We start from the raw sequence: 16,974 nt of genomic DNA, 5'->3' as shown, positions 1-16,974 counted from the left end.
GAGACAAGGTGCGGTCATGGCGGTGCAGTTGCTCGTGGAGACAGCGGACCTGCTGAAATGCCGCTTTGCGCTCTCCCCCCTGTGGGAGACCGTCGCCGCCGTACGGACCCTCGCTGATCCCCGTCGCCAGGCCTACCACCTGCCCTGGCTGAGGAAGCTTCGCCCCGAACTCGACCAGAAACAACTCTCCCCGCTCCTGACCCTCCTCCCGCGTACCGGGTATACACCGGACTTCCTGACCCCGCCCCCGACCGGCCCGCTCTCAGCGATCGAAGATGAACTGGCCCGGGTCGCGGACACTCCCCTCGCTCACGTGAGGGAGGAACTCCACCGCTGTCTCCATGGGCCCGAACGCAAGACGCCTCCGCTCCCCGAAGTCGCCGACCGTCTCCTCGCCGACCCCGCCCGTACCCTTGCTCAGCTCGTCACCCTGATCCGTACGTGCTGGAACTGGCTCATCTCCCCGCAATGGCCCCAGCTCCGGGACTTGCTCGATGCCGACATCGCTGTCAGGTCCCGGCACTTGGCCGAGGGCGGACTCCATCGCATGCTCACCGGGTTGCACCCCACCATCACCTGGCACGCACTCGGCGCACTCCACATCGCGGCTCCTCACCGGGCCCGGCACCCCCTCAACGGGCAAGGACTCCTACTCCTGCCCAGCGTCTTCGTATGGCCGGCGCTCACCGTGGTGGTCCAAGCACCTTGGCAGCCCACCCTTATCTACCCTGCGCGCGGAGTCGGCGACCTCTGGCAGTCCTCACCCCACCCCTCAGCTTCACAAAGCCTCCAGCGTCTCATCGGACGTACCCGCGCCAGGGTGCTGACCAGTCTGTGCAAGCCCGTCTCGACCAGCACGTTGGCCCGAAACCTGAGCCTGAGCCCCGCCACCGTCTCAGGTCACCTCACCGCGCTCCGTAACGCAGATCTGGTCACTTGCTACCGCGTAGGCCGCACGGTCTATTACGCACCCACCGCCCTAGGCACGGCACTGGCCAGAACCCCGACCCCGAAACCGACACCCCCGGAGGACGGCAGATGACGCACCCATCGTGTTGAAGTCCTCCGCCCCGCTTGCCGGAACTGCCGCTCCGGTAACTGGCCGGTCATCCAGGGGCCCGAAGGACAACTCCCTTCCCCGGCTGGTGCCCCAGCCGTAGATCGTGATCTTGGTTGGGTGTGTTCGGGCTACAGCAGTTTGTGGATGACGGCGTGCGCAACGACCTTGGGGCCTTCGGTGATCAGCAGTTCAGCTCCGACGTGCAGGTGGGGTCTGGCCAGGTCAGGGACGAGGAAGCCGATGCTGGCCAGGTCTGACCCGTCGGGTCGGGTACCGATGCGCTGCACCAGGATGCTGAGGAGATCCGCGTCTGACTGTGCGCTGTCGCCGCGGAATGTGGCCGTCGCCGCGTACACCGGGACGGTAGGAGGGCCCGAGCTGCGGCCGCCCTGCGATTCGGACTGCCATCGGACCGCCGCCACCGCCAGGGGTTCCTTGAGCTCGATCACCAGTGCAGGCTAACCTCGTCGTTGCGTGGGCCCCGCCAGCAGACGCCGTGCAGAGCAGTCCTCAGGTGGCGTGCTTCCGCGAGGAACGGCTCGCCGGCTGCCAGTCGTTCGCGACGGTTGGCCTCTCCCGAACTCCTCTGCGGCATCCGGCTTCGGATCGACACTTCCACTTGGAGCTGCTGGCCTGCGAGAACACCAGCAGGGCTACTGGCTACGGACACTTCCCCGACGTGCTGGAATTCGTCGCGGGGCAGTTGCTGGCTAGCGGCCAGTCGATCCTGCGCGGCGATGTGGTGCCGCTTTCCGCTCCACTGCCCGGCGGAGCTATGACGTCCCTTTATACAGGGCTTCCCGTCTACTTCGATGACGACTTCTTCTCGGTCACCATCGAGAACGGCAGCGATGTCGCCATCGTCTGGCTCATCCCCATCACGGAGCAGGAGAGCGTCTTCGTCCGCGAGAAGGGATGGCGAGCATTCGAAGATGCACTCGCCCTCCAAGACCCTGACCTCCTCGACCCCGCCCGTCCCCAGCTCGACCTGTGAGCCGGTGACCGGCAGAAGGCCTGCTCAGGGATTGCGCCACAGCGGAACGGCGTCGGTGCGGTGGTGGGCATGGTCGGCCGGGCAACCTCAGGGGTGGTCAGCAGAGCGACGATCGTGATCGGCTGCTGGCAGTGCGGACAGTTCCGGGTCGCAGTCGGCTCCAGCGGGTCCCGGACTGGAGCCTGCTGTCGCGTGCTCGCGCGGCCCGGTGGCGGAGGTGGGGCAACTCGATGCGGGCCGTCAGTGCGGGCGATACCGTCGTCAAGTACAAGTGCCACCTGCAGAAGTTCTTCGACGGCGATGAGAACACCTGGCAGAAGGACGAAGCGCCCCAGGAGGCCTTGGGACTCGACGACCCGAGCATGCCCGACTGGCTGAGGCGGTATCTCTGATCATGCCCCTATCTCTGTAGCCCTGGGACGCATCACCGCGTGTCTGTATGGCTGCTGACAGATTTCTCGGAGCCATGAAGCGGCGGCGGAGCCTCGGCGGGCCTGTGGCGCCCGCACACGCAGGGGCTGGCGGCCGGGGGCGAAAACGGTCGCGGGTGCTCAGTTCGCCAACTCAACAGCGGCAGCGGTGCGGGATTGTCAGATGTGGGGCGTACGGTGCGCCCCATGGACCAGACAGATCTCCCGTATCGCATCACTTTGCGGTTCGCCCCGGACGGGGCGGCGGGTCCGCACTGCCTGACCCTCGCTGCATGCAGATCGCCTTTCTCAGCGACCGCGTCGGCCAGGACCGCCCCTGAGTGCGCCCCGCCGATGTGCTGGGCGACAAGGGCTACAGCTCGAAGGCGATCCGGACCTGGCTGCGTCGCCACGGCATCAGTCACACCATCCCCGAACGGGCCGACCAAGTCCGCAACCGAGCCCGGCGCGGCAGCCGCGGCGGACGCCCGCCCTCCTTCGACCAAGCAGCTCCACAAACAACGCAACGCAGTGGAACGGTGTTTCAGCCGTCTCTCAAACCGTGGCGCGGCATCGTGACCCGCAACGACAAGACTGCCGAGCCCTACCAGGCAGCCGTCACCCCCGCCTCGCTCTTGATGTGGGCGTGACCGTTGACGCCCCTGAGCGCAACTCGCCGCCGCGACGGTCGGTCCGGGAAAGGACTCCGGTAACGGACGACGAATACGGCTCTCGTTCGGTACGCAGCAGAGACACCTCGGCCATTTTGCCGTCATAGAGCATCCAGAGACCGAAGCAGTCGTCCTCCTCGTCGCGAACAAGGACTTGAACGGAATGCCGATCCGGCCACGCCAGACACCCTAGATGACTCAGCAATCCCCGCCAGTTGTGGCGGATGAACTGGATATCCCACGCGTAACGCTTCATGGACGGCATACGCGACCCATCGAACATGCCGTCATCCACACGTGTGAAGCACTGGTGCCGGTCCCGGCTCTCGTTGGGGCGGGTGAGCGGTTCCATGACCTCCTCAGCCCCTCGCGCCAGGACGATGACCTCCGCAAATCCACTCATCAGCCCATGATGGCCGTGAGACCCGTCAGAGAGGAACCGAGGGCAGATCGCATATTGACGACACGACCTAGAGCCCCAGAAGACCCCGCTCACCGGTCTGAACCAAACCCGGATAACCCCCAGCAACAAGACGACACTCGTACCTCAACTACCCGCCCACCGGGCGACACTGCCCATGCGTGAAAGTTCCCCTCTCCTATCTCGGACTGCTTAATTACTCCAGAACACTTTAGCTGCGATTGGGAGGCCGAAAATAAGAGCGGGAACGAGCAGGAGTATTCCGGCGACGAATAAGCCCAGCAAGCAGCCGCGGCTGCCATCTTCCTTCTTCAGGAAAGAGAAGGCGATTCCGGCAATGAGCGCTAGCAGGACATACACGCCGAAAAATATAATTGCACCAATCGCCACGGGGTATCCCTCCTGTTCATGGCGGCGCTGTTGGGTTAGGTCGGAATGGTGTGGTGCAGCGCGGCCGCCCCTCGCCGTGGTCTTCAAGCTCGTCGAGTCCGCCCAGGTCCGCTGGCGAGCCGTGAACGCGGCCCGCCTTGTCGCCCTCGTGCGTGTCGGAGTCCGCTTCGAACGCGGTCAGCTCGTCGAACGCTCCCGGGCATCGGCGGCCTGACCGATCTCGAAGGTCGAACCGGGTGCTGCGTATTCGACGGGGCCGCCGAAGCGGCTTGAGGCGCGGGCCACCGCTTCCCGCGGCGTGAGGAACCGGCCGACATGGGTGACGATCAGTCGGCCCGCCCGGGCCGCGCTTGCAGTGTCGCCCGCGTCCTCGGGGGTGTGGTGCACCTGGTCGCGCTCGACGGGCATCTGAGCGCTCTCGGCCTCACACAGCAGTACGTCGTATCCGTCGGTCAGACTCGTCAGGTCGGCGCAGGGGGCCGTGTCCCCGGAGTAGACCAGTGTCCGGCCCGCGGCCTCAACGCGCAGGGCGAAGGCCGGGAGGCCATGTGCCACGGCCCGGCTGGTCAGCTTAAGCGGGCCGACGGCCGCCTCGTGTCCGTCGTGCAGTTCGATGATCGCGAACGCGGATTCGATCGGGCTGTGAACCGGGGTGTTGGTGAGGAAGGCCGCAAGCCGGTCGGCGATGCCCGGCGGGCCGTAGAGGGGGATCGGCGCGCGGAGGCGGATGTCCGCATACAGAGCGCCGTAATAGGCGGTGAGTAGGTCGGCACTGTGATCGGCGTGCAGGTGCGAGATCCAGATCGCGTCCAACTCATCCAGCTGAACGTGACGTTGCAACGGCCCCAGCGTTCCGGTGCCCGCGTCCGCCCACACGTGGGTGTCTTCGCTGGACACCAGATAGCCGGAGTACGGGTTGTCCACACTTGGATATGGCGTCGCACACCCCAGCACCGTGAGGCGAAGAAGCTCGTTGGTCACACCGGGAGCCTAGAACACCTGATCCACAGGTATTGAGGATTGCTCTTGCGGGGCAGGAGAGGTCGAACTGTCGGGCGTCGGTGGCCTTTCGCTGTCGCTGGTGGCTGGGAGGCCGGCCGGATGACCGAGGGTGACGAGCAGCTGCTGAGCGAGCGCGGCGGATGTACGGCTACGACCACGACGGCCCCAACCCCTGCCCGCTCCCGCACCGGACGTACGCAGCCCTGGCGGGCCCCCATCACCTAGGTACGGTCGCCCCGCTCCCGGCGCTGGTCGCCGCGGCCGGGGCGACCGAGCGTCCACGGTTGGGCGCCGATCCGGGACGGACGGTTCGCGTGTGCCGTCGCCGATTAGGGCCGACGGCGACCGGACGCTGCCGCCGACCGCCGACCGCCGACCGCCGACCGCCGACCGCCGACCGCCGACCGCCGACCGCCGACCGCCGACCGCCGACCGCCGACCGCCGACCGCCGAGCACGCGGACACGTCGGCCTTCACGGATCCCTGGCCGGGGCCTGGGCCGGGTCGCTGGAGCCGCTGACCGCCGCGAACTGGACGAGCGGGTGGCCCCGCTACCGCGCCGTGTCCGCGGGCCGTGCGACGGCTGTGCGCGGAGTCCGTATGACGGAATTCCCCTGACCGCCCCCGCGTCTCATGATCCGATGATCAGATGACTTCCGTGCGTATACGCCCTGCCGTCCCGGACGACCTCGATGCCGTGCTGGCCTTCTGGAAGGCGGCCGCCGAGGGCGCGAGCATCACCGACGACCGGGCCGGGGTGGAGCGACTGGTGACCCACGACCCCGAGGCGCTGCTCCTGGCCGAATCCGACGGCGAACTCGTCGGGACGGTGATCGCCGGCTTCGACGGCTGGCGGTGTCATCTCTACCGGCTCGCGGTGTGCCCCCACCGGCGCCGGACGGGCATCGGTTCGGCACTGCTGGCCGCCGCCGAGGAACGCTTCGTACGGCTCGGCGGCCGGCGTGCCGACGCCATGGTGCTGGTCCGCAACGAGAGCGCGCACCATGCCTGGCGCGCCTCCGGATACGGGCCGGAGGGCCGGTGGCGACGCTGGGTGAAGCCCCTGACCGGCTAGGCCGTTTCCTTCGGATCATCTGATCGTTTGTTGATGTGTGTCATTGACTGACGCCCAGTGGGCAAGAATCAAGCCGTTGCTGCCGGACCGGACTCCTCGGCGGGGTGGGCGGTGGCGTGATCACCGACAGGTGATCGACGCGATTGCGTTCAAGTACCGCACTGGGACACCGTGGATGGACCTGCCCGAGCACTTCGGTTCATGGAAGGGCGCCCGCAACCGACTGCGCATGTGGGCGGCCAACGGCACCTGGGAGAGGGTCTTCACCACCCTGCTCGCCCAGGCCGACGCCGGGGGCGACCTCGATTGGGTCATCGCGGTCGACTCCACCGTCGTCCGCGCGCACCAGCACGCCGCCGGGGCTCGTCAAAAGGGGCTCCAGCCGGTGAGCCGGACGACCATGCCCTCGGTCGCTCTCGTGGCGGACTGACCACCAAGATTCACCTCGCCGCCGACAGTCGCTGCCGGCCGCTGGCCTTCGTGCTCACGCCCGGACAGGCCGGGGACGCACCCGCGTTCTCCGAGGTCATCCCGCTTACGGGTGCCCCGGCCGCTCGGTCGGCCCAGGATCACGCCGGACGTGGTCCTGGCCGACAAGGCGTACTCGTCCCGCACGATTCGCACCCATCTTCGCCGGCGTGGGATCCGGGCCGTGATCCCGCAGCCCGCCGACCAGGCCGCCAACCGCAAGCGTCTCGGCAGCCGAGGCGGCAGACCACCGGCCTTCGACCGCGACGCCTACAAGCAGCGCAACACGGTCGAGCGGTGCATCAACAAGCTCAAGCAGTGGCGCGGACTGGCCACCCGCTACGACAAAACCGCCAGCATCTACCTCGCCGGACTCCACCTCGCCGCCATCTTCATCTGGTCAGCGAGGTGATGCCAGTCGAGCTGCCTAGACCCAGCCTTCGTCAAGGTGAACCGTCCAGGTGTTTCCCACTGCCCGGTGCAGTTCAACCAAGACCGCCACATTCGCGATGACCGCTGGCGCGTCGGACAGCCGCAGCGGGGAGTCAGGAACGCCGCTGCGCAGGTAAGTAGGCAGCTCGCCGTTGCAGTTGAAGGTGTGAAGCGGCGGGGGACCATCGTCGAACCACGCGGGGCAGTTCTCTTCCGCCCACGCAGCAGCGGCATCGACACGATCCACATGCGCCAGCAGGTGCTCCGGAGCAGGACCATCGCTGAAGTGCACGAGGAAACCGTGAGCGTCCACCGCCCACCAATCCCACGTGAATCCAGGCCGAGGGTGCCGCAGGATCGTCGTCATGCAGCCACCGTATCCAGGCTGCACAAAGACCGGTGAGGATGATCCACAAGAAACGTCCTAGCCCTGGTCCAGCCCAGCGCGGCCAGTTCACGCGCCTCAACCTCTTCCCGCTCGGCGAGGGTGAAGCGCTGCGGGTCGTATTCGGCCCGGGGCGTCCCGCCGCCTGCCGGGCCGCCGGGCAACCCGGTCTCGGTCTCGACCTCGCGGATGTGCCGCAGCCAGGCCAGGGCCCGCTCCTGCGCGGCCGGCGGCACCGTCTCCCACAGCGCCGGGGCCGGCGGTTCCCCGGCCGCGGGACCGGTCACCGAGAAGCCGGGCGCGGACACCAGATGGGCGGCCATCACACACCCGGTGGCCCCGTCCTCGGCGACGAGGTACACCCGCCCGTCGACCAGGCCGGTCACCTGCCAGGCGCGGCCCTCAAACGTGACCTGAGCGCCCACCTCAACACACCGCCCACCAGGGGCGGTCACCATGTGCTTGCTCAACTCTCCTGCTGCTCCTGCCGCTTTCCGTCGCCTGCGGCCGGGCCGGGCGTCACGAGGGTGTGCTCGCTCAGCGGCCGTGTCAGGTCCGCGGCCAGCCGCCCGTTCCACAGTGCGTGGTAGAGCACCGGCAGCGCGGTGAGGACCTCGCCCGCCGCCGCGGCCCCGGCCATCAGCGGCCGTTCGGCGGCGAACGCCTCCAGCACCGCTTGCTCGAGCCCGCCGGCGTCGCGGTGGCGCGGATGGCGTTAGCCGGCCAGCCACCGCACATTCGCCGCCACCGCCTTGTCCGGCGGCACCAGACGCCGGTAGGTGAACCCCACCGCCGCACACGCCGCTTCAAGCACCGCGGCAGCGCGCTCGGCCCGGTCCCCGGCAGGAGCCGTCGCGGCGGGACAGTCGGCGAGCAGCGCGCGGCCGTCGGCGTAGCGGGCGAACAGCTGCGGCACCCACGTCAGCACCCGCCCGCTGCCCGGATCGCGCCAGATCAGCCGCACCGGCCGCGCCGACAGCGACACCACTTGCGGATCGCGGTCCAGGATCATCAACTGCGTGCACATCGCCTGCGATCCGTGCATCACATGCCGCCCGGTCGTGGCCGACCACCACCAGCCCGGCCCCCACCGCCGCCCCGGAACCACCGGGAACGCCGCCACCGGCGCCAGCTGCTCGAACCTGACTGCGACGGCGGCCTCCACCCAGCGGCGCTGCACCAGCGTGCCGTCCGCCCCGGCGAACTCAGCCTCCACCGCGCCCGGCTCCGGCACCCGGCAGGCATTGCCCACGATGGCGGGTAAGCCGTCCTGCGTGCCGTCCTGGCTGCTGTCGGTGATCACGAACTCCACATAACGTCATGCCTGTCCTGCCGCGCAGGAGAACCGGCCGGTAACCCAAAATCGCGGCAACTGCGCTGTGTGGCAAGCCTGTTGGGCTGCGCGCGGGGCAGGATGCCACCCCGGCTCGCCGGTGTCAGTGCGCACCCCTGCACTTTCCTCGGCTGCCTGGCCGCCCTTCTCCGACGGCTGCTCGCCGCACGCACAGCGGACCGTCATGCCAGGGCCGCTGCCCGGATCCTGGCGTCAGGTGCGTCAGCCTTCAACGCGGCCCAGGATCTGCGACAGCTCCTCGGCGGCCAGGCGGGACCACTGGGCCACCTCCTCAAGCGCCACCCCGGCCGCGACGGCCGCAGCGGCGGTATGCAGCACGGCCCGGTCGATCAGCTCGGCACCCTGACTGAGGCGCTCCAGCAGTTCCCGGGCCACCTCGGCGGTGGTGCCGCTCTGCACGCCGCGCAACTGCGCCAGCTCCTCACGGGCATCATCGAGCAACCGCGTGATGTGGAAGCGGGGTTCGGCAGAAACGGTGGCACGCCACCGGGTACCCGAGCCGCCCTCCTGTGCCTCTGCCGCCAGGACGCGCAGCTGTCCGGCCATGGTGGCGGGCTGATGTTCCTGGCGCAGCCACCAGGGGTCGTTGTCGTATCCGGGCGGCCCGCCGGCCCCGCGGCGCAGGCGGATGACAGCGCCCATCCACGAGGTCAGCGGTCCGCCGTAGTCGGTCGCGGCCAGCGGCCCCAGCCACCCCCGCCCGACCCGCTCGCCGAGCCGGCAGCAGAACGCCCCGTCGGCGGGCAGCGGCCGCGGCCGCCCGGCACCGCTGTCCCTCCACACCAGCTGCGCCATGGCCGGGTCCAGGAGCGCGTCGGCGACGGCCACCACCTCGGCGAAGATGACCGCGTCCCGGCCTACGATCCGCCACCGCTCCAGCTTGTCTCCGGCGTTGCCGCCCACGACCTGGTGCAGCCGCCGCGGCCAGATGGTCTCCCGCTCCCAGTGCAGGGCCTGCTCCCACCATCGGGCGACCACCGCATAAGCCAGAGCGAACACCCTCTCCGGCTCTGCTCCGGCCCGTACTGCCCGCCGCGCCACACCCGTCCACCGCCGCTGCGCCGCGGCCACTTCTGGCACACCACGCACGTCCAGATGCTCAAGAGGCTGGTCGGCGTCCGCGTCCAGGAGCCACCGCCCGTGCCGGATACACACCCGCTCCCATCGCAGTGCGTACCGCACCACCCGCACGACCGTCCCCGTACGCCGGGCCGCGCACAGGCGGCAGCCGAAGGCGACCGGACCGGCGACAGCGCCGCCGGTCCGCCACGCCGCCGCCGGCACCCCGTTCTTTCCGGCCGACAGCTTGGCGTCCTGCTGTCCCCACGACGGCAACGCCCGCGCCAGCACGTGCTCCTCGACGCCGCACAGGCATGCCAGGAGCTGCCGTCCGGCTACGTTCAGCAGCACCTCGGCGTCGGCCCGCGCGCCCCCGCCGTCGTGCCCCGGAGGGTAGTTGCGCCACTGCCAGTACGACCGCAACGCTTTCGCTTCCATCCCGTAGCGGCTCGCGATGCGGCAGATCAGCGACGAGGTCGTCTCCATCGGCAGGGGAGAGCGGTCCGCAGCAGGCCGGGGTGATGGGTCACTCCACCACGGTCTCGTGCTCGCCGTGCCGGGCGGGCGCTTTCGCAACGGATGCCCGGCGGATCAGGCAGAACGGCGGTCGTGGTGCCGGTTCGTTCTCATAGCGTCCCGGCTCCGCCTCTTTCCCGGGGCTGCGCTCCCATTCGACGGGGCCTTTCCGGACTCCACGCCCGACCGATTTTCCTGTCCGTCTGCTACCCCTGTGACCTGCGAAGAAGATGCGGCAGGCGGGGAAGCAGGGGGAGTTGGGAAAAAATCTTGGTTTCCGGCATCCGGATCCGGGCCCTCGGCGTTCCTCGGGCCACTCCTGCGCCCACCACCAGGCTGTGACCGCTTCAGCAACCTCGAACGCCGAACCAGCGACGGGGGAGCGGCGCAGCAGCCTGCGGTGATCCGCCTGCGCCTGGACCACCTCCGGGCATCCGGCCAACTCCACGACACGGCCCCCGCTGCCAGGCACGTTCATCAGCCAGCACCGGTGGCGTGGGCAGACTCGCTGGTGCGCCGCCAGGTACACCCGGGCTGGTGCAACGCGACCGGTCCGCGCAGCCACACAGCCCGGGCACGCCGGACCCCAGGCAGCAACCGTCTCCACCCCGTTGTAGAGCCGCGCCGCCGACCGCTCCTTCGAGGGGCCCAGCGGCTCCTCCCGCGTCCAGGCCGGCAACGCATGGCGTAAGCCCACCTACGGCACACGACACAGCGCCGCGACCCGGTCCCGGGCCGCGGCGTTCAAGAACACCTCGCTGTCGCCCTGCAGAGCCCGGACGACGCCCTGCTGGCCAGCCACTTCGGTAACCGACGACAGCAGACTCCGCACCGTCAGGCCGTACCTGTCCGCGATCCGCCCCAGGAACGACAGCGTCATCTCACCCTGCAGGGGAGACACCCGAAAAGCACCCGCGGCCAGCAACAGCTTCCCCACCCCCATCCCGTCGCTTGTGACACTTATCGTCCTTCGGCTCAACAAGCAGGCGCCGGGCCCGTCGGCCGGTGTCAGGTCAGTAGTCGAGGTCGAGGTAGTCGATGTCGTTGAGGGTGACGTCGGAGAGTCCTGTGGCGCGGCCTCCGCCGTCCTGGAAGTAGATCTCTTTGAATCCCTCGGCGATGATCCCGCGCATTTCCTGGTCGCCGGCGCCTGTGTTGCGGGCGTCGAAGAGGCGTTGTGCGTACGCCGGTGGGAGGTGCACGGTGAGTCGCCGGAAGCGTCCGTCGTCGGTTGTGCCGACCGGCGCGGTGTACCCGAAGCGGGCCCTCGTCTCCACTGTGATCCCGCCGGAGGCGGCGGCCTGTCGCTGCCGGCGCTTGCGCACCTGCGGTTGCCAGCGCTGCCGTACCGCGTCGTCGATCTTCGCGGCGACGTCGGCGCGGGCGTGCTTGCGGGCACCGCGCCGGTAGCGGTTGACGGAGTCGGCGGTGACCCCGAGTTCCTGCGCGACGGCCTTCGCGCTGCCCATCTGCTTGAGCAGGTAGCCGATCTGCCCCTTGAGGGTCTTCGGCGGCTGCCGGGTGAAGGACTCCCGGTCGGCCCGTTCGATCGCGTCCTCGATCTCCCCGGCCACGGCCTACTCTCCTTCGTCCAGGACGGCGTCGCCGCCCTTGATGTGGCGGGCCGGGTTGAGGCCCTGCTCCATCAGGTCGACCGTCCACAGCATCGACTGGACGCCCTCCAGCTTCGCCAGGCCCGGTGTGGGCCCGAGGCGGAACCCGCCAGGCTGCGGCTTGCCGGAGGCCGCGTATGGCAGGAAGGCGAGCGGGCTGTCGCCCGGGCTCGGGTAGACGACGCAGTCGGACAGTACCGCGAGCGGGTACAGGCCCGTCATCTTGACCATGTTGTTGAGTTTGCGGTGCATGTTGACCCGGGCCTTGCTGATGACGGCGGCCCGGATGTCGGGGCGCCAGGTGGGCCGGGACAGGGCCGGCCACGGCTCGCCCTCCTTGTAGTGCTTGCCCTGGGGGCGCTCGCGGAGCTTGCCGACGCCGCCCTTCACGGTCGCCTTGATGGCGGACAGGACGGCGGCCATCGCCGGGTCGACCTGCTTGTGCTGTTCCATCGCCGCGAGGAACTGGCGGTCGTCCAGGTCCCGGGTGACGCCGAGGTCGGCGAGGGTGTCGACGTAAGCGGTCTTGAGCCGGTCGTGCCACGGATCCAGGTACGCGCCGGTCTCCCGGCGCAGGTACGCCTCGATCGGGGCGACGTTGTGGCCGAGCTCCTGGGCGTAGGCGACGGTGTGCGTCTGGTACCAGGCCGGTCCCGTCGGGCGGGTGCCGTCCGGGGTGAACGGGCTGGGCAGGCGCGCATCCAGCTCGATGTGGGACAGGTCGACCAGCCAGGAGCCAGGGATCTTCGGGTTGAACGCCGGGGCGTGGAAGTGGTCCGGGGCGGAGAGGCCGACGACCAGGCGGGCCGCAGCGGCGAGGAAGGCGGTGTTGAGGTCCAGGCCGACCGCGAAGGGCAGCGTGCACTCCTCATCGCTGAGCAGGTCCACCGAGCGCACCCACTGGTACGCCTCTTCGTTGAGGAACCCGCCACTCCAGCCGCTGTCCACGACGACAGGGTGCTCCGGGGTGGCCTCCGGCGGCGCCGGGTCCATCGGCTCCGTCCCCAGCGATCCGGCGTTGTAGCCGGACACCCAGTTCCCGGTCTTTGTGTCCTGCACGGCCTTCGTGGGCGGGCGCAGCGCCGTCATCAGCTCCAGCCCGGACACGGCGGTGGAGCCGCGCGGGGTGATGACCCGGGTCGCGTAGACACCGAGGACGCGGGCGACGTCGGGCGCCTCGAGGTCCGCGACGCCGGGCCAGGACCGTTCATCGAGCGCGTCCCAGGACAGGATCGCGAGCTGCACGCACTGCCGCTCGCGCCCCTGCGCCTTGCGGTAGATCCGCGCCCACGGGCCGAACCCACGCTGCGTCAACTGCCAGCGGGCCTTGGCGACTTGCTTCACAACCGGGTGGTCCTCCGGCAGACGCAGAGAGCGACGCTGCTCGTGGCCCTCCAGGCGCTCGGGCAGCCCCAGCTTCACGGCGGCGGCCGCGGTGAGCACGATCAGCGGGTCGGAGTCCTTGCCGTACCGGTTGAGCTTCGCAGCCCCGAGACCGGACTCGCGCAGCGTCCACTCCACCAGCTCCACCACCGTGGTCGCCGGGCAGTCCAGCACGATGCCGTCCATGCCGTACGCGGACCCGTCACCGTCCAACACGGCCAGCGGGCCGTGCGGGAACCGCGGATCGCCTGCAGGCTGAGCTGCATTCTTCACGGCCGGACGCCGCGATACCGCGGCCGGCCGGGTGGCCGGATGTGCCGGTCCGGTGGCTGGAACAGCGGGAGCCTGCGGGGCGTCTGCCGTCTCCACCTCGGACGCAGCCGGTTCACTGGACACCGCCGGTGCCGTCGCGGCAACCGGGGCCGCACCGTGTGCGGGATACTTCGCCGCCCACCCGTTCAGCAGCCGCTGGTAGGCATCCAGGCGCGGCGACTTCGGCTCCGAGCGGCCGTTCTCCCAGTTCTTCACCGACTGGGTCGTCGTCTTCAACGCGGTGGCGAGGCGGGCCTGGGTGATGCCGGCAGCCTCACGAAGCCGGGCACGCTCCGCCGGAGGCGGCAGATGCGGCTCCTCCTCCAACAGAGCGTCGACAGACGCGAACAGCTCTTCCTCAGATGCCATTCCCCACACCTTCACATCAGGACCCGATACCGCTTAACCCAAAACTTAGCCCACCCCTTAACCTTCCCGTGCCCATGCCAGCCCGAGTTCGGCGAGTGTGGTGAGTTTGTCGGGGGTGAGCTTGGTGCGGCGGGTCTTCTGGTTCATGATCCACACTCCGAGCCGGACGTCGGTTCCGTCCTCCAACTGCTCTACGTGGCCCCTGGGGACCGCCACAGAGCCCGTGCGGGCCTTGTACTGAGCCAGAGCCGCCACGCCCCGCTCGAAGGCACCCGCGGGCGTCGCGGACGGCTTCGCGGGCACGTCTGTCTCCACCGGGGCCGCAGGCACGGGCGGAGGAGCGACGCCAACGGCCTCCAGACGTTCGCGCTGCCCGCCCGTCAGTGCCCGCCAGACCTCGGGCTTGCGCTGCCGAGCGAGCCATCGTCCGATGTCCATGCCGTGGATGGTGAGGCCGGGAAGGACCTCGGGTCCGCCTGCTTGGCTGTCTTCGTCGCGTACGAGTTCTCGTAGTGCGGCGTAGTGGCGTTGCCATTCGGCCGGCCATGCCGGGTTCCAGTCCTCGTCCACGGCTTCCAGCGCGGTCTTCCACTCGGGGTGGTCGTCCAGCGCACCGGGACGCCGCAAATTCGCGAGCCACATTCCCAATGGTCTGTCGAGCGCGCTGGCGGTCCGGGGGGCGCAGAGGGTCCAGTGCTGCTCGTGGTAGACGCGGGCGGCCTCCAGGTTTTCCTGGAACCGTTCGTCCGCGAGGCTCCAGACCATGCCGAGCTGTTCCAGGCGGCGGGCGCGCTGGCCGTTCATCTGCCCGGCCCCGTACGCGCGTCGTTGTTCCGCGACCCATTGCCCAAGTGGTGTCGCGCCCTCTCGGTGTCCGTAGGGCACCCTCGCGTTCCCGACTCTCTCGACGTACGTCTTCAGCTTCGCCCAGCCGCGGGCCCAGTCCTGGCGTTCGGTGTCGATGACGTTGAAGGACACCCAGTCCGCGACCATCACCGGATCACGTGGAGCGGCAAAGCGGAGCAGCAGTCGGGATTCCTCTTCGCCTTCTTCTGGCGCGACACCGATGTTCACGGACGGCTGCGCCACATCCTTCTGCGGCTCCTGGGGAATGGCGAGCAGTTCCACGGCCTCTTCGTCATGAGCCCGCAGACCTTCCAGGACTTTCACCAAAGGCTTGTAGGAGCCGGAGGTGAACATGTCCTCCGGCAGTTCTCCGGGCTGCAGGAAGACGGGCACGATCAGGGAGGCGAGCTTGCTCTGCCCGGGCTTCTGCCGCAGCGCCCGGCCGATGGCCTGGACGATGTCGTGCGGCGCCCCTTTGGGGTCCAGCAGGGCAACCGAATCCACGCTTCGAATATCGACACCCTCACCCAGGACACGGCAGTTGGAGAGCACGGCCCGCTGCGCCGTCGACCCGAACGAACCCAGCACCTTCCGCCGGCGCTCGGGGACGTGCTCGCCGCACAGCCAGTCCGCCCAGATCCCAGCGGGGTACGTCTCCGGCTGATCCGCGTGCAGCTTCGCCGCAACCCGCTCCAGACCCTCCGCGTAGGCCTGCGCCTCGATGGTGCGGTGGTGGAAGGTGATGCACGTCGACAGGCTGTGCTCCGCCATCGTGTGCAGGAGCGCGGCCTGCAAGGCTCCGAGCCGCTGACCGCGCACCTCTTCACTGCGCCGCTCCTCGCCTATCAGCCGTTCCGGAGTGACGACCGGGTCCTTCAGCTCCAGCACGATGATTTGATACCGCGCCAGCAAGCCCCGGGAGACGGCTGATGCTAGCGAGAGCTTGTACAGGACGGGCCCGAAGACGGTCTCGTCATCCATGGACGCCGCCATCTCACGCGGCAGCGGATCCCGCACCCCCTCCGCAACCTCCCGGCTCAGCCGCTCCTCCCAGATCCGCGGCGTCGCCGTCAGGTACAGCCGGCGTGCTGCCGGGATGACGCTCTGATCGTGGATGGCCGCCCAGGCCTTACCCATCGAGCCACTTGTCCTGTGGGCCTCATCAACCACCGCGAGGTCTACTCGATCAAGCTTCTGACCGTAGACACCCTCGAACGCCTCCGCCAGAACACCCAAAGACGCGTAGGTGGCGAAGATGGTCACCGCCCCCTGCCCATGCCACAGCGCCAACTGGATCGGGTTCGTCGTAGAGCGCACCTTCAACGACCACAGCCCCGGGTCGTCTTGAAGCGAACACACCGCAACCGCCGGCCCCTTGTGCCCGGCCTCGTGCCACGCCCTCACCGTCTGCGCCAGCAGATCCAGCGTCGGCACCAAGACGAGCACACGCCCCCTGGGCACAAGCCGCCTCGCCGCCACCGCCGCCATGATGGTCTTCCCCGTGCCACACGCGGCGTGTACCTGCCCGCGAAGACCATTCCGGGGAATACCGCCCGGCGGAACATCGAGACCCCGCACAATGGCGGAAACGGCCTCGATCTGGTGATCACGCAGCTTCACGGCCATGCCCCGTGTTCTCCTTTTCGCGGAATGCAGCGCGTAATAACAAATGAAATCCAGGCGCAAGGTACGCGGCGATAGGGGGTAGCATCTGATCCCAGACTCTACACAGTGATGACTCGTGATGCATCATCCGCGCACCAACTTCTGCGCCCGAGGGTGACACCTGACTCAATCCCATCCACGAAACGGCCGGTTGTCCTATATGCTGACAGAGCGTTCGTGAACACGTCGGGACAGTCAGACGATGGGGGGAGGGGGGAGGGGTTCAGGGTGGAGCGCAGAGGAACCCGTCGCTACCGTGAGGCCGGCCCCCTGTCCGTCAGGCCGACGGTCTGGCACATCCGTTCGTTACAGAAGTGGTAGGCGGGAATCCCAAGCCCTACACAGACCCGCACGTGATGCACCTACCCCCTACTGCCAGCCCAGGAATCTCGCTTGCGGGATTCCATCAATTCGCGCTTGCGCGAATTGATACGCATTCAGAATTCCGCTTGCGGAATTCGATTCCCGCGCTTGCGCGGGAATCTGGCGGAGCGTCAGCGGAGCCGTTCCCTATGCAGCGCGCCAGCGCTGCATATCCCGCTCCGCGGG

17 protein-coding genes and 2 pseudogenes are annotated in these 16,974 nt (G+C 68.8%); 7 read left to right on the top strand and 12 right to left on the bottom strand.

The features are described 5' to 3' along the window. The first annotated feature begins 16 nt into the window (after nt 1-16). A complete protein-coding gene (locus ACFYNP_RS37465) occupies nt 17-1,042 on the top strand; it encodes a DUF5937 family protein (RefSeq protein WP_388791856.1) in 1,026 nt (341 codons plus the stop codon). Between the two features lie 146 nt (nt 1,043-1,188). Here the strand turns inward: ACFYNP_RS37465 and ACFYNP_RS37460 are convergent, their stop codons facing one another. Beyond that, nucleotides 1,189-1,509, bottom strand: a complete 321-nt coding sequence (locus ACFYNP_RS37460; protein WP_388791854.1) for a hypothetical protein — start codon at nt 1,507-1,509, stop codon at nt 1,189-1,191. Nucleotides 1,510-1,511: 2 nt separating this feature from the next. On the opposite strand from ACFYNP_RS37460, the gene ACFYNP_RS37455 reads away from it, so the two are divergent. The 3 genes from ACFYNP_RS37455 to ACFYNP_RS37445 all read left to right on the top strand — a co-directional run bounded on the left by ACFYNP_RS37455 (nt 1,512) and on the right by ACFYNP_RS37445 (nt 3,114). Beyond that, the gene (locus ACFYNP_RS37455; RefSeq protein ID WP_388791852.1) at nt 1,512-2,054 is read left to right on the top strand and encodes a suppressor of fused domain protein; all 543 of its coding nucleotides are present in this window, start codon (nt 1,512-1,514) and stop codon (nt 2,052-2,054) included. A 230-nt stretch (nt 2,055-2,284) separates the two neighbouring features. Then, nucleotides 2,285-2,446 (top strand): hypothetical protein, encoded by a 162-nt coding sequence (locus ACFYNP_RS37450; protein ID WP_388791850.1) that lies wholly within the window; start codon nt 2,285-2,287, stop codon nt 2,444-2,446. A 359-nt stretch (nt 2,447-2,805) separates the two neighbouring features. After that, nucleotides 2,806-3,114: a transposase gene (locus tag ACFYNP_RS37445; protein ID WP_388791848.1), complete on the top strand. Its 309-nt coding sequence runs from the start codon at nt 2,806-2,808 to the stop codon at nt 3,112-3,114. 634 nt (nt 3,115-3,748) lie between these two features. Here the strand turns inward: ACFYNP_RS37445 and ACFYNP_RS37440 are convergent. Beyond that, the gene (locus ACFYNP_RS37440; protein WP_388791876.1) at nt 3,749-3,946 is read right to left on the bottom strand and encodes a hypothetical protein; all 198 of its coding nucleotides are present in this window, start codon (nt 3,944-3,946) and stop codon (nt 3,749-3,751) included. Nucleotides 3,947-4,016: 70 nt separating this feature from the next. On the opposite strand from ACFYNP_RS37440, the pseudogene ACFYNP_RS37435 reads away from it, so the two are divergent. Further along, a pseudogene (locus tag ACFYNP_RS37435) lies at nt 4,017-4,160 on the top strand (IS256 family transposase); the annotation flags it as partial. On the opposite strand, the gene ACFYNP_RS37430 reads toward ACFYNP_RS37435, so the two are convergent. Beyond that, nucleotides 4,124-4,927 carry an MBL fold metallo-hydrolase gene (locus ACFYNP_RS37430; RefSeq protein ID WP_388791846.1) on the bottom strand — a complete coding sequence of 268 codons (804 nt, stop codon included), beginning with the start codon at nt 4,925-4,927 and terminating at the stop codon, nt 4,124-4,126. The pseudogene ACFYNP_RS37435 and the gene ACFYNP_RS37430 sit on opposite strands and share 37 nt — an antisense overlap. Before the next feature lie 670 nt (nt 4,928-5,597). Between ACFYNP_RS37430 and ACFYNP_RS37425 the strand changes: the two genes are divergently transcribed. Both ACFYNP_RS37425 and ACFYNP_RS37420 read left to right on the top strand, forming a co-directional pair. Then, nucleotides 5,598-6,023, top strand: a complete 426-nt coding sequence (locus ACFYNP_RS37425; RefSeq protein WP_388791844.1) for a GNAT family N-acetyltransferase — start codon at nt 5,598-5,600, stop codon at nt 6,021-6,023. 37 nt (nt 6,024-6,060) lie between these two features. Then, nucleotides 6,061-6,903 (top strand): annotated as a pseudogene (locus tag ACFYNP_RS37420) (IS5 family transposase). 15 nt (nt 6,904-6,918) lie between these two features. Here the strand turns inward: ACFYNP_RS37420 and ACFYNP_RS37415 are convergent. The 9 genes from ACFYNP_RS37415 to ACFYNP_RS37375 all read right to left on the bottom strand — a co-directional run bounded on the left by ACFYNP_RS37415 (nt 6,919) and on the right by ACFYNP_RS37375 (nt 16,386). After that, nucleotides 6,919-7,290, bottom strand: a complete 372-nt coding sequence (locus ACFYNP_RS37415) for a hypothetical protein (RefSeq protein WP_388791842.1) — start codon at nt 7,288-7,290, stop codon at nt 6,919-6,921. After that, on the bottom strand, nt 7,287-7,778 hold the full coding sequence (locus ACFYNP_RS37410; RefSeq protein WP_388791840.1) for a hypothetical protein: 492 nt from the start codon (nt 7,776-7,778) through the stop codon (nt 7,287-7,289). The genes ACFYNP_RS37415 and ACFYNP_RS37410 overlap by 4 nt, the downstream gene beginning before the upstream one ends. Beyond that, a complete protein-coding gene (locus tag ACFYNP_RS37405) occupies nt 7,775-7,981 on the bottom strand; it encodes a hypothetical protein (RefSeq protein ID WP_388791838.1) in 207 nt (68 codons plus the stop codon). Before ACFYNP_RS37405 ends, ACFYNP_RS37410 begins: the two co-directional genes overlap by 4 nt. 42 nt (nt 7,982-8,023) lie before the next feature. Continuing rightward, entirely contained in the window at nt 8,024-8,611 is a 588-nt protein-coding gene (locus ACFYNP_RS37400) for a TnsA-like heteromeric transposase endonuclease subunit (RefSeq protein ID WP_388791836.1), read from the bottom strand. A 252-nt stretch (nt 8,612-8,863) separates the two neighbouring features. Then, complete coding sequence (locus tag ACFYNP_RS37395) at nt 8,864-10,207, bottom strand: DNA-binding protein (protein ID WP_388791834.1); 1,344 nt, start codon at nt 10,205-10,207, stop codon at nt 8,864-8,866. A gap of 727 nt (nt 10,208-10,934) precedes the next feature. After that, nucleotides 10,935-11,117, bottom strand: a complete 183-nt coding sequence (locus ACFYNP_RS37390; protein WP_388791832.1) for a hypothetical protein — start codon at nt 11,115-11,117, stop codon at nt 10,935-10,937. Between the two features lie 133 nt (nt 11,118-11,250). Beyond that, nucleotides 11,251-11,811 (bottom strand): telomere-protecting terminal protein Tpg, encoded by a 561-nt coding sequence (gene tpg / locus ACFYNP_RS37385; RefSeq protein ID WP_388420569.1) that lies wholly within the window; start codon nt 11,809-11,811, stop codon nt 11,251-11,253. Nucleotides 11,812-11,814: 3 nt separating this feature from the next. Further along, entirely contained in the window at nt 11,815-13,914 is a 2,100-nt protein-coding gene (gene tap / locus ACFYNP_RS37380; protein ID WP_388791830.1) for a telomere-associated protein Tap, read from the bottom strand. A 57-nt stretch (nt 13,915-13,971) separates the two neighbouring features. Beyond that, on the bottom strand, nt 13,972-16,386 hold the full coding sequence (locus ACFYNP_RS37375) for a Helicase associated domain protein (RefSeq protein ID WP_388791828.1): 2,415 nt from the start codon (nt 16,384-16,386) through the stop codon (nt 13,972-13,974). Nucleotides 16,387-16,974 lie beyond the last annotated feature (588 nt).

The organism is Streptomyces sp. NPDC006691 (genome assembly GCF_042869955.1).
Taxonomy (GTDB): domain Bacteria; phylum Actinomycetota; class Actinomycetes; order Streptomycetales; family Streptomycetaceae; genus Streptomyces.
Note: the sequence above shows the minus strand (reverse complement) of the source record. Positions and strands in the feature narration are given on the sequence as shown.